A 13,479-nucleotide genomic window follows, 5' to 3' on the forward strand; every position below is an offset into this window, starting at 1 on the left:
CCTCCGTTTACAGAAATAAATTTCTCAATGGTATTACCTTTATTCCAGTTACTTTTAGTATATCACCCAGAGTCAGTTGTTTCGGAATGTCTATTTGATTATCCGTGTCGACAACCCACAGTTCATAATTTTTCCTAAGGTAAGTAGGCTCACTGTCATAATAAAGTATTATTTTTTTATTATTACTTGGTCGGACAACAATTACAATATCTTCGTTATTTCTTTTTATTCCGTCATAAACAGTAGGAGCAATTCGATTAACATCAGTCAAATCATAACCTCTTGATGGTAAATAAGCTTTTACTCTCTCAGCAGCGGTTTTTAACATATCTTGCACTTTCAAGTAGCATCTTTGTAACCCTGATGACCTATACTCTAAGAATTTTTTAATTTTTTCCGCTGATTGACCACTAGCTTCTAAAAATTTTACCAATTCCTCCTCACAAGAGATTGACATATTTCTCAAAAAATCCAATATCATTTCTTCTGTAACATCTTTCGTATTAGTATTGAGCAACTTATCTATCTCATTTTCAAGTACATTTTGATGCTGCTGTATTTCTATTAATTTTATATTTTCTATTTCCCCAAAAGAAGATACATTATTGTCTGCTAAAAATTTTTTTGCTTCTTCAGCCATAGTATAGTTTTCAATTTGAATTGTATTAGAGCATAAACTCATTCTATTATCGTAAATTGAATTGAATATATTTTGTGCTTTGTCTTCATTAGCTTTTATCCAATAAAATAATTTGTTAAAATTATCTTGGATTTTATCATCTCGTTTATTTTCGTTTCCCCGCTCTTTAGCCAACGTGTTTATTACATTAGTAGATATTTCTTTTGCAATCATCTCATCTGTATATGGGTTGATAAAATCTTGAAAAATATCATCTTTTAGTTCTATCACACGATGAATCAATTTATGCTCTATATAATCTTTTTCATTCTCGAAAAATCCATTATATATTTCTTTGAGTTTTTCATCGGTAATGATATCAGCAAAATATTTCTCTAAAGGTACTACTAGATCTTTTTGATTTACATATATTGATTTCGTTTTCAATAACTCTTTCTTTTCTAGTTTAACTAGAATCCCTAAATAAAGATTCAACCACTCCTTCCAAGTTTTATTCTCCAGCTTATTTAATATTGTATCTTTGGTGGATATCTCTTCTGCTAAATTTTCAATCGAAATAGCAGCTTCTTTAAATGTCTTTAGCCAATCTGTGTAGAATTCAAATTCTGGTACATCAATGTTTTTACAATGAGTTAGTAAATTGAAATAATCTTTTCGAATATTATCTTTAGTCATTACGTCCATCTCTTTCGGAAAATTAAAGTCCTCTAGAGAAGGAATTTTTATTTCCTTCAATGTTTTCATTTGACCACGAGCTGTCTTCACTATTTCCTTATTTGAATAAATTTCTTTTGAATACTTAAAGTAAAAATCACTCAAATGAGTATTTTCCCTTTTTTCTCGTGTAATACAAAATTTCCGCAATCCTTCAATGGAATTCTCCATAAAAATGTTGATACTTCTATCATACAACTTAATTGCTTCATCCATTATTTTTTTGTTTATTTCATTACTTTGTTGTAAAGAATCTCTTTTTTCATTAACTTGAAACGACTTACTATTTACAACAAATGGAATACCGAAACTTTCACTCCCGACCAAAGGAAATCTACAAAATATTCTTGCTGTATTATCCGGATAAGCTATTATTTCCTTATTACAACAAACACCGATTGAAATATCTTCTTGCTTATTTTTAAAGTTAAAAACATCACATATGTGTTCACTATTTTTATATATCCTAACCTTTGAGAACAATAAATTTTCTCTATTTTTAATATGACTAGTAGGAATTGGTTGACTAATATACTTGACACCATTTATTGTAATTGAATTGATTTTATCATTGAAAGCAAATAAAAAAGGAATATGACTAATTAAGTCTTTGATACCCAAATTGACTGCTTCTTTAATTTCCCACGAATTCAAATAATATGTAAATTCTGTTTCGTTGTTTATGCTAGCTACCGCTGTTACTGTTTCAAGATCATCTAAATCATCCAGGTTTTTACGAATTTGTTCTTTTAGTGAATACGCAAATTCTTTACTCGATGTATTCTCACTCCATGCACTTCGATCCAAATCAAAATTTAGACCAACATTTTGATTATCTTTCTTACAATATGCTCCTGTGATCCTCACCCTTTTTGAGAGTAGATGTGTAGTAATGAACCCTGTGCCGAATTGGCCAACTTTATCTTCTAAGTCAACCTTCTCAGAAATCTGTGTTATCAGACTCAGAAGACTACGATTATCAAAAGGCCTCCCATCATGGCAAAAACTCACTGTATGCTTTATTGAATCAAACTTAACTTTTATGTTAATAAAATCAGTCTCAGTATCACATGAATTCTGTATTAACTCCCAAATCCACCTTCTAGAATAACTCTCAAGCTTTTCTTTAGTAGCATCATTGAATATTTCAGAAAGTTTTGTGTTAATTGTAATAAAAGCAGAATTTATTGTAGTTTCCTTATACTCATTGTATTCCTTATTTATCATAGAAAATATCTCCCTCAATTTTATTGATTGCCCTTTATACAATATCAATTCTACAAGACTTCTTGAATCAATACGGCTCTCCATTAATATCAAATCGAATAAGAGCATTACCGTTTTTAAAGTCTTCATCTACCTGAAAAAAATTATCCAATTTAGCTTCTTGCCAAATTGATTTTGGTATGTGCTCTAAGACGATTATCTGAAAATCCTTCTGTAAGTCATTATTTACGTAAGTAATAAAATCGTTTAATAGCCGCATAGCGATTTTAATTTTTGCTCTATCTGTTTTCGAGACATCTTCCCATTCTTTTTGTTCCTTTACCTTTACTTCTTCCTCCTCTCCAAAATATGGCCTACTAGGCTGATCTAATATTAACCAGTTCGGAACATACGGAGAATTCTGTCTTACTATAAGCTCTTGTAAACCTAAAAAGAGACACAAATGTAAGAAAAGATGGTTTGAACTACTTCCTACTTTAGTTGGTATTATGGCCTTCGGCTCTCTTAACTTCAATCTCTTTTCTTTGTACTGAAAAGCAGATTTGTATCCTTTATATGTTGGTATTGCATCCTCACTTTGTTCTAAATAATTTTGAACTAGTTCATCTAACAGTCGCAAAACTGAATCCTTTTGTTCAGTATAGTCTACAACATATTTTTCCAACTCATCTCTAGTTTCAATTTTTTCATTTAAAGTATTAGTAATTTCGCTCTTTATCTCTGACTCATTACCGCTTCCTTCATAAATTGAAATCTTAGCTTTTAACTCCCCTATAAATATTAATTTATCCATCTCATTTCTAGTTTGTGCGTCATTAAGAGGAATGTTAATGATTTGCATATTTAACTTGTCAACATCCGATTCGTATTTGCTGATTTTTTCATCAACGTTAAAATCAAAAGGAGGCTTACCCGCAATATTTTTCTTTATTTCATGATATTCTTCATTCAACACATTCATAATCAAATCAAGGTCTGGCAAACCAAAAAGCTTATAGTATGCATTCTTGATAGCAACAACAGGCTTCAAACTATCTAAATTAACTGCCTCAAGTTTTCTGTACTCTTCATATTCATTTTTGAAGCTTTTAAGATTTTTGATTTTTCTTATTAGTGAATTTTTTTCTCTTTTTAGTTTATTTAACTTATCTAAATTGATCGTTATATTTTCTTCTTTATAATTTGTAACTGTAGCTTTTAACTTAGCTAATACTGCTTCAACATTAAATACCTCGTAATCAATTAAGTTAAATGTTTGAGCTCTTTCAGATAAAGATTTTAGATCTTCCAGAAAGACGTTAGAAGCCTTGTCAAATACTATTTTTTTTCTATTAAGCAAATTAATTTCTTTATTTAATTCATTTATTTTTGCTTTAAGTAAAAGATTCTCTTCTGATTCAATACCAACTGCTAAGTCAAAAATTCTTGTTAACGCGTCCCTGTATTTATCACTATTTTGCTTATCAAAGAAAACTTCAGTATTGATTATTATATTTTCCGATTGAGTATTAAACATAAAAAAATATCTAGGAGATATTTTACTGCCTAACATTATGTTCTTACTCCCATATGTAAACACTGTTTTATCTGAGATACTGAACTCTTTTTCAATTACTTTTTTAAGATCAGTTTCCTCTATGTTCATTTTTGGAATTTTTGGAACGGTACCCACAGGTGAAAAATAATATTCCTTAGACAATCTTCTTTCTTTTATTCTTCCACGAGCTATAGTGTATATTTTGTTATTAATACTGAATTTGATGCCATACCAATTAACATTTTCATTTATTTTTTCCTCCGTTATATCAATTTCACTTGCATAGAAACAATAATCAATAATACTTATTATTTCTGATTTCCCTGTCTCGCTCTCCCCCGTAATAACATTCACTTTGTTATTTTTAAATTCCAATTCACGCATCTTCCCATTCCTTAGCCAAAGAATAAGTTTCATGATATGAAATCTCATAATTTCACCCTCAATTGGAGATATAAATTTTCAACATTATCCTCAAAGAGCCTAGCAATTTGGGGTGTTGAATCTATGATACGACTAGCTCTACTACCGATATATTTTTTCTCACTACTTGGTATAAAATTTTTATCTTTTATAACATTAATTGTTCCATCAGAACTTATACTCACAAATTTAAGAGCTGCTAATATTGCAATACAATTCACAGAAACCTCTAATAGTGAGTAAAAACGCCCATTAAAATTTGCTAAAAGATCCGATTTTCTTATAAGAAGTTGTTCGATACTTTTGACCTCTCTATTAGCTCTACCAATGTAACTAACAATTTGATTATGCAATGCTATTGGAAGAATTAACATTGCTTTGGCAGTACTTAACGATCCCAAGTGTCTAATAACCGAATACATAGCTATGCTACCTATCATTTCATTATTGAATATGTTAGTTTGATTGACAGTTAAATCATTACCTATACTTTTGATCATAGCTCCTAAATCACTCATGGTTTATACCTTTCTTTCCAATCAAAATACCATCCAAGGATAGGCTTATCAGATAAAAGATAAAACTGACCGTTACTCATATTGGTTGTAAGTTCAGTTTCATCTAATGTGAGTTGTAACTCAAGCGTTTTATAGTAACATTTAGATGCTAGCTCAATTAGTTCTTCGGGATCAATTGCCTCAATGGGTGTTGTACGTAGTTTCCTCAGCATCTTTGAATAAACACCCTTAAATATAACTACCCAGCGATCAAGACTTTCTTTGTCAAAGGCCTTTCTATCATCTTCCGAGATATCGCTATCCTGAATCCACTTAATAAGATTATTATTTAATTCATACTTACTTGTAAAAATATTAACTAATGTTTCCTCAAAATCATCATCCATTCCACTTAAAATTTCTGCATCAATTAATTGCCTAATAGAGATATGAGTGTGAGCATTTACTGGTATAGATGCTTTTTTCGTCTCTAATCTGATAGGTAATTTTCTATTTCTACCTAATTCAAAATATCTAGTGAAATTTTTATAGTAATCCTCAAAGGTAATAACAATTTTCTGCCGTGCTTTAATATTATCGTACATCATTCTTCTCAAGTGGCTATCCACAGAAGAGAAAACATCATCAATTCGAGTATCTTTTACATTTTTCTCTTTAATTTTAACTTTAATATTTGCTATCAAGTCATCTTTGTTATGTTCAACAATTAATTTAGAAAAAAAAGCTTTTAACCAGCTCTGCTTCTGTTTAATTAGTAGCATTATATAATTGTCCACTACAGATGCAATCTTCCTAGGAGCAGGAGTACTGATTGTTAATAGATATTCTTTAATTTGTTGTACAGTAATCTGGCTTTTTTGAAAAAGTGCGATTTTCTTCAAAAACTCATTTTCTTTAGATTCCGATTTATTAGTTATTAAGTGAAAATCAGTTTTATTTATGAACTCAATTTGCATATCCAAAGTTGTTCTTTTTGCAACCTCATCATTAATTATTTTCACCCAATTTGAAATTGTTTTCCAAATATCTTCATCTTTTTCTGTTAAATTCACTATCGTATCATCTGATTTTGTTTCAATAGAATGCTTTAGTTGAAAGAAAATTTGTTTACCATCAGGTTTGTCAATATGAACATCGTCCTTTACCTCGTACCCAACAGCTTGATCAGATTCTAATTGCAGCATTAGAAACAAAAAATAGTAATACTGATAATCAAAACCGATAGATTTAGATTCCGCGGCTGTTAGTTCCTGAACTGTCTTTTTTTTCGCCATAATATTGACCCCTTGTAACGCATGATAAGTTATATTTGAAGTAAATTGCTGTAAATTAATCTACTACATACTTATTTTCTACATATTAAGACTAATTCCTCTTTAAAAATCCAAATATATTCAAATTATAGGTTTTTCGAACTATAAAACCAACAAGGATTTTCCAGAGCATAATTATATTTGTTTAAATAATTTATTCTATGACCTGCCTATCAAATCGCTATACACCTTATTGAACTACTTACCTCAGCGCCTTTATTTGCTGTCCTCTCACCTTCTTTAGTTATTTTCTGCATACTAAAGAACTCGTTCCTCACAACATTCAGGTGGGAAGAGCTTTCGGATTTTTATAAAACCATTCAGGATACTGTAACGATTTTAGTGATTGCATATCTTCCCAGCTGTACACCCAATCATCATCGGCAACCCAAAAGTAATCGTCAGATATTCGGTAAATAAAGTGTAATAACAACTCTTAAACGCCATAGATTTCTTCTATGTGCCCGACTTGACTTAGCGCTAAGCTTCGGTCTAAGCCTACTCGAAAGTGAGATAACCAATCGAGGCTTGTATTGCTTTACGATTCAAATGTTGTTTTATCTGTAAATGTTCCATTTTCCCTATACAGGCATCTTGCCAATCTTTGAGCTGCTCTATCCGAAATAAAACTTTGATTCGTTGTTGGCGTTTAATACTGGCTCCACTTCTTGAATTGTTTCTTTCTTAGGCATCGGAATCCCTCCCACGATCTCGAAATTCATTATTCTTCTCTTTAGAAGCATACAGATCCCTATGGTTCATTCTTTGATTTAACAGAGGATATCAAATCATTTTACTGTAACGAATTACGATGATGTCTGAAAATTTATTTACTTTCAAAATCTTTAACCTGCTCAATCTTTTGTGCAAAGTCACAAGCATCCTGAAAATCTTTTTTTGTATAAATTTCGGTTAACTCATTCGCCTCTTCCTGCCAATCGGGTCCATACTGTAAAAGGTAATCCGTAAACCATTCATAGTAGGATGGGTTGGACGGATTCAACAGAATCAATCTTTGATACATCTTTATCCCACAAGGGATCGGTAGAAAAAAATGCGTAAGCTCATAATTAATGGCTTCTAATAAATGATCTGAGTTGTTCGTATGATCTATCTCAGATAGCAATTCATTGGATAGAGATTCTACACTCTCTCTCGTTGTTTTTAACTCTGCCTGATCTAATTTCGACCAATCCTGGTCAATCAACTGATGCAATTCTTCCACTGTCTTCTGTATAGTCAAGGTAAATGTCCCCTTTATATTTTATTTAGGATAATAGGTAGAGACCCTTAAAGTACCATCAGGCGTTTGTGTTACGGTATAGCCCATTGTTTTCTCATTTACTTGAATCGTTCGCTCAATCGTTTTAGGAGGTCTAGGGAAATCAAGATTTGCCTTATTGGCTAATTCCATATCTTTAAGTATAACGGATTCAATCTGATCCATGGTGCCAATATCTTGAGCATTTCCTGTTCGATGCCCACTTCCACGGTAACCATGTCCACTATTAATTTCTACTTTAGTTCCGTCTATTTCAAAGGTACGTTTTAGTGCATCACCTTCCCCTTTAGTCCCAAGTGGTTTCAATTTAACTTCTCCGATATCAGGAACCTGTCCTGTGACCTCAGAACCCTTCTTTTGCCCATACGCTTTCTTCGCTTCAGCCGCTTCCAAATTCTTTTTAATCTTCGCCACAGCCGGATCAGAGGCAGGCAAGCGAAACGGCCCTTTGCCACCCGGCATACTCCCGCGAACCATCTGAAATGCCATAAATAGTTGGCTGAATTTCAGAGAAGTCAGCATCATCTGAGCATACTTATCGGATACAGGCTCGCCTGTGAAGGGATGAATTCCATTTTCAAAAGCTTTGATCTGCATCGCATAAATATCTTCCCCTGGCGCTTCAGCATCCGTAGCTTGCATCCGATTAAAATCCAAATGCCCCTGATCCTTCTTATATGCCTGCAAGGCTGCCTGATCCGTAACACCATTCTCATTCACAGGCATCCACATCAGCTTCCCAAACATATTGACTTGTGCCATCCGGTAGCCCTTATCATCCGAACCAGCATAATATCTTGAGGTCTTCATCATTGCTCCCGCACCTACAGCGCCAACAGTACTGCCAAGACTCACCTTTTCAGCATCGACATTCTCAAATCGCGTGGCAATATCCTTCAATTCCTTAGAGGTGTTCACCATACTTTCCAGCGCCCTCTGCAATACAGGACGTGACCGTGCAAACTCATCATAAAAACGCTCCTGCGTCACACCCAGCCACATCTGCTGAAGGAACACGATCTGTCTTGTGAGATCCTCCCGTATATGTTCCAATTGTTGTCTCGCCTGATCCACCTGATCCGATACGTGATGTAGTTGCTCAGGAGTCACCTTAATTGTACTCATCCGTTTTCACCGCTCATCTGATATATGATTAACCTATGTTAGCAGAAGTACTAGTACAATACATCCGCCTAACCTCCTGATTTCACTGCATGAATCCACGCTCAGAATGATTTATATCCGTCCCTCAGCCCCATACGATCTCTATGTAGGTGTATACATGTTCCAGAGGGTTTTCCTTTTGCGACTATAGGATACTGTGGCATTTTACTACGACGAGCAGCAGACTTTAACAAATCATAGTATTAATGAAGAAACTTGACTCGTGCGGATGATTAGGTGTACTATATGTTTGTATAAATGTAATATATTACAATTTAGATATTTATTTTGGAATCTTATATTTTCAAAATGTATCAGAACCTATCATAGCTAAGATATCAATGCGTATAAATGAGTTTTACATTTTGTCTGCAACACATAATTATTGGCAGGCATTCATTTTACATATACATTCCTACTTCATAGAGTTTTCTAGCCTGTAGAGTTCTACCTCCTTAATTTCTTTTTCAGTAAAGAAAAAAGGGGAAGAACCATCTTTAAAAGAGAGGAGGGCAAGAGGCTTTAAGCTGCAAGCAGGTCTATTTGTCGTAACCGCATGTTTTTTGTAAAAGAATCCCCATAACAAGAAAGGTGGAATTTATTGCTATGAGAAAGTTGATTAGTTTAGCTCTTATTCTTGTTCTAATGCTTTCATTTAATGTAGCTGCCTATGCAGACGGTGATGTGACTCAAGCCAAACCTATGACAAAGGAAGAAATTATTAATTCCAAAGAATTCCGTGAAGCTGTGAAAGCGGCTAAGGCTGAATTTGAATCGCAGAAGGCTGATAATGTGGGTGGTCCAGTTCTGTTTGCGCCTGCTCCGAAAGTATCTCACATTAATGTATACGGTGTCGTATCTCCTAATGGCGGTCAAGAAATTTACGGCTTCAATAACAACCCACTGTCCACAACCAATGATCATGGTGGGGCTTGGATTCAGTGTATTACTTTCCAGATCGGTTATGACAGCAGTCACTACGGCACACTCGCCGGCAATACAATGACAAACAACTGGTCTGAAGCTATTGATCTGGACGGTGATCGTGTCGTAGATGCTTTTGCCCATTCTTGGGTTTATGAAGCGCCTAGTACAGGGGGACAATTTGTAGGTACGGTCTATTCCATTAATATTCCAACACAGTGGACCGCTTGGATTAATGTTCGCTAACAGGAAGGATGTAATATGAATATTGGAGGATTTGGCTATCCTGGTTCTATCCTGAGGAATACGGAAAGTAAGCCCAAAAGCTCATCAGCTTTGGACATGGATTTAATAATTCTTGATCAGGCGCAGGGATATACATCCCCTGCGTCTTTTCTCTTTGTGACCTTAAAGGGTCGACTTTGTATAGGAACCCACCGTTGCACTGTAAGCTACTTTCCCTCTGCTTGTATGAATACATACGTACTCTCGTCGGATCGTTCTTCTGAAAAAGCGAAATTTAACCGATCAAAGTTTCTTACGTCCTTCACCTCTGCAATCTTGTGCTCTGCCATATAACGTACCATTTCACCTCTGGCCATCTTGGCCCAGGTTGCCTTTTCAACAAGCTTCCCATTGACCATTTGTCCAAATACACAAGTAATGAACCGGGTTTCCTCACTCAGAAAAGGTAAAATATTTTTGCTATACTCTTTGGAAGCCAGATTTAGGATGTAGTTGCTTTCTGATTGAAGCTGATCTGCGAGTTTGCTACCCCAGAATTGATAGAGCGTTTTGAAGCCCGGACCTTGCAGCTTGCCCTGCATCTCCAACCGATAAGGGGTAACCCCATCCAAAGGCCGCAACATGCCATAAAAACCGGATAATATGCGTACATGTTGCTGAAGATACTCTAATTCCTCATTTTGAAAAACACCCGGAGCCATATATTGATACTGAATGCCCTCATAGGCATAGATGGCTGGCGTAAGATTTGCTTTTACATTCATATTCTGAATCCGTTCCACGTTCTGTTCGGCGATTGCATCGTTACACTTCCACATCGCTTTGAGTTCGTCATAGGATAACTTTTGAAGCAGACTCAATAGCTGTTCTGACTCGTTTATAAACTGCGGCATCTGTGCGATAGCCATAAGATCGGTATCAATCTTCATCTTTTTAGCTGGTGATATGATAATTCTCATCGTGCTGATCCATCCTTAATCTACCGTTGTTTTTGTCGTTATCCATTGTACAGGATTGGACAGGTGAATCCAATGCCATGGCTTAACTAAATCTCTCAGAGTACCTTTGAAAAAATTCAAAATGAACAAGTCAGCCCACGATTGGACCGGCTTGTTCATTAGAATTCAACACATTAAAATGGTGAAAAAGCAAGGCATGCATTTCAAACCGCTATTAGGGCGATACACTCCCCGCGCCGCTATTTTGCTCTGTTTTTGTAGTTGGCAATTGAATCATTGGCGTGTTTGATCCACTCACATATGGAAGGGCTCCATCCCATTTCTTGATTGTTTCATATTCAACGAGTTGACTTGTTAATGATTGCTGAAGCTCTTTATTTGCTTTAGCTTGACCTTCTGCTTCGATCAATAGTTTGTCTGCATTACCCTGTGCTTCCACACGCTTACGATCTGCTTCTTTCTTGGCGATCTCCAGTTCAGTCGTTTTACGTTCCAGTTCTTGAGAAGCTTCAACACGCTTATCGATTGCTTCCTGAGTCTTAGCGTCAGGCTGAGGAACACCGACGGTAACGTTTGATACAATAAAGCCTAACTCTTTAACATCATCAGAAAAACGTTGTTCGACGTCTACGCCTGCTTCGGATGACTTTTCACCATAAACATCAATGACTGTAAACTTGGAAATACCTTTACGAGCTGCATCACGGAAACGTGTTTTGAGATATGTATCCTCAATTTCTTGAATGCTAATTGGCCCAAATGTATTAAAGATAGAAGATACTTTACTTGGTTCTACTTGGTAGTTGTAAGCAAAATCGATTGTGATGTTTTTCCCATCAGAAGTAGCAATCTGAATATCTCTGTATTCCACCGTTTGAATTCGGATAGGATATTTCGTCACTTTATCAAACGCTCCAACGAGTTTCCACCCTTGACTCAGTGTGCTATCTTTTACGCCTCCATTTGGTGAATATACGACCCCAACATATCCATTAGGAATTCGTGTTAAAAAGAAGGTCACCAGCAGCACGCCCACAATAATAACTAATGCAACCGTAATTGCCCCTACCCTAAACGTCTTTGAATTTTTCATCACCATTCTCCTCTTGTTTGAATTTATTGTATTTCTTCAGAATTCTACTACCTATTTTATTGAATAGCGGGAACATTAATGACCATAGAATGAATGCTAGGATAAAAATTAAAATGATTCCCCCAATAAATGGCATATTCGTCCTCCCCTCTATGGATGTAACCTAGCAAAACCTCAGTAGGCATGATCTACATCCTGTTAAATATAAATTCTCATTCATCCAAATCTACAATTAATAATTTATATCCTTCTTTATATATACTTTATTAATTCGATTCGGTTTCAATGATATCCCTTGCCGCTTCTTGTAGTGCTTTCTCCCCTAATGCAACGTAAGTATAATTTATATGCTGACCATTCCCATTGATGTAGATTATATTGAGATTCCAACAATCCTCGCCTGCACAATCAAAATATAAAACAAACCCCGGTACACGTCTGCATTCAGCAGCGTACACCGAGGTTCATTATTATCATTCAAATATTACACTACATATCTCAACTTAACTCATCTCGTAAAATCATGCTGCCCAATGGTCAGCAGTGTCGGCCTGCTCTTACTCCACACCGAAGTGGCAATCTTCGGATTGTAATAATACAGCGCTCCGTTCGTCGGATCAGCGCCATTCAATGCCTTACGAGCAGCCCTGTAAGAAGTCTGGGTTGGCTTGGTATTAAACTGCCCATCATCTATAGCCGTGAATTGCCCTTTCTGGAAAATAACCTTCGAAATAGACGACGGGAATTCACTCGAATGTACCCGATTCAACACAACCGCTCCTACAGCGACTTGCCCTTCAAAAGATTCTCCGCGCGCTTCACCATGGATCAGCTTCGCCAACTGGCGTAACGTCTCGCCTTCGGCTTTAGCCTTTTTATTCAGCCTGTTCAGTGTCGCCGGACCTGCAACTCCATCTGCACTTAGTCCCTGCGCCTGCTGGAACTCACGTACAGCACCTTTGGTAATCGAACCATAATATCCAGTCATTCCGGCGTCGAAGTACCCCAGATCGCTTAATTGCTCCTGCAATTGCAGTACATGCTCGCTGCGAACGCCCTGTTCCAGCTTCTGTGCTCCCGCTGAAGGAGCTGCCACGGTTAATCCCAGAGTCAATGCGCAGGCACCGAGAAGCATGCTGACCCGCCCTGCTCTTTTGCCAGCCGTGTTCCCCTTCCCATGAGTGACTTTCCGACTGACAGTGATAGGTTCCATGTTGCCAGCAAACGTTAATTGATCCAGCCCTTCATTCGTGCTATCAACTGTAGTCCGTTCATTACTGTTCATATGGCTTCCCACCTTCATCTCTTTCATCTCACTCACGCTATCTAATTCACTTATCATATTCTTTTCATTGATTTCATTCGGGTGATCCATTTCAATGTTGTTCTTCATCATTCCATTAACCTCCACTTTTCTGAATCCAGATCCCACTTCTTTC

11 protein-coding genes are annotated in these 13,479 nt (G+C 35.9%); 1 reads left to right on the plus strand and 10 read right to left on the minus strand.

The features are described 5' to 3' along the window. Positions 1-7 precede the first annotated feature (7 nt). The 6 genes from AC4E8D_RS20700 to AC4E8D_RS20725 form a co-directional block, all read right to left on the minus strand. Positions 8-2,710, minus strand: a complete 2,703-nt coding sequence (locus AC4E8D_RS20700) for a sacsin N-terminal ATP-binding-like domain-containing protein (RefSeq protein WP_490205171.1) — start codon at positions 2,708-2,710, stop codon at positions 8-10. Next, the gene (locus AC4E8D_RS20705) at positions 2,649-4,535 is read right to left on the minus strand and encodes a DUF3732 domain-containing protein (protein ID WP_490205172.1); all 1,887 of its coding nucleotides are present in this window, start codon (positions 4,533-4,535) and stop codon (positions 2,649-2,651) included. The genes AC4E8D_RS20700 and AC4E8D_RS20705 overlap by 62 nt, the downstream gene beginning before the upstream one ends. An 11-nt stretch (positions 4,536-4,546) precedes the next feature. Continuing rightward, positions 4,547-5,059 carry a three component ABC system middle component gene (locus AC4E8D_RS20710; RefSeq protein WP_490205173.1) on the minus strand — a complete coding sequence of 171 codons (513 nt, stop codon included), beginning with the start codon at positions 5,057-5,059 and terminating at the stop codon, positions 4,547-4,549. Then, complete coding sequence (locus tag AC4E8D_RS20715; protein ID WP_490205174.1) at positions 5,056-6,333, minus strand: hypothetical protein; 1,278 nt, start codon at positions 6,331-6,333, stop codon at positions 5,056-5,058. The genes AC4E8D_RS20710 and AC4E8D_RS20715 overlap by 4 nt, the downstream gene beginning before the upstream one ends. Positions 6,334-7,198: 865 nt before the next feature. Next, positions 7,199-7,615, minus strand: a complete 417-nt coding sequence (locus tag AC4E8D_RS20720) for a hypothetical protein (RefSeq protein ID WP_490205175.1) — start codon at positions 7,613-7,615, stop codon at positions 7,199-7,201. Between the two features lie 21 nt (positions 7,616-7,636). After that, complete coding sequence (locus AC4E8D_RS20725; protein WP_490205176.1) at positions 7,637-8,779, minus strand: WXG100 family type VII secretion target; 1,143 nt, start codon at positions 8,777-8,779, stop codon at positions 7,637-7,639. Positions 8,780-9,424: 645 nt separating this feature from the next. On the opposite strand from AC4E8D_RS20725, the gene AC4E8D_RS20730 reads away from it, so the two are divergent. Next, the gene (locus AC4E8D_RS20730) at positions 9,425-9,988 is read left to right on the plus strand and encodes a DUF4879 domain-containing protein (protein WP_221822223.1); all 564 of its coding nucleotides are present in this window, start codon (positions 9,425-9,427) and stop codon (positions 9,986-9,988) included. A 206-nt stretch (positions 9,989-10,194) separates the two neighbouring features. On the opposite strand, the gene yaaA is transcribed toward AC4E8D_RS20730, so the two are convergent. From yaaA to AC4E8D_RS20750, 4 genes are all read right to left on the minus strand, one after another. Further along, positions 10,195-10,947, minus strand: coding sequence for a peroxide stress protein YaaA (yaaA, locus tag AC4E8D_RS20735; RefSeq protein WP_221822225.1), 753 nt, complete (start codon positions 10,945-10,947; stop codon positions 10,195-10,197). 214 nt (positions 10,948-11,161) lie between these two features. Beyond that, a complete protein-coding gene (locus AC4E8D_RS20740) occupies positions 11,162-12,040 on the minus strand; it encodes a prohibitin family protein (protein ID WP_237174498.1) in 879 nt (292 codons plus the stop codon). Next, entirely contained in the window at positions 12,018-12,176 is a 159-nt protein-coding gene (locus tag AC4E8D_RS20745; protein WP_165789856.1) for a DUF8570 family protein, read from the minus strand. Before AC4E8D_RS20745 ends, AC4E8D_RS20740 begins: the two co-directional genes overlap by 23 nt. A 372-nt stretch (positions 12,177-12,548) precedes the next feature. Continuing rightward, positions 12,549-13,436 (minus strand): cell wall hydrolase, encoded by an 888-nt coding sequence (locus AC4E8D_RS20750; protein WP_490205177.1) that lies wholly within the window; start codon positions 13,434-13,436, stop codon positions 12,549-12,551. Between the last annotated feature and the right edge of the window lie 43 nt (positions 13,437-13,479).

Source organism: Paenibacillus sp. SRL342, assembly GCF_984798905.1.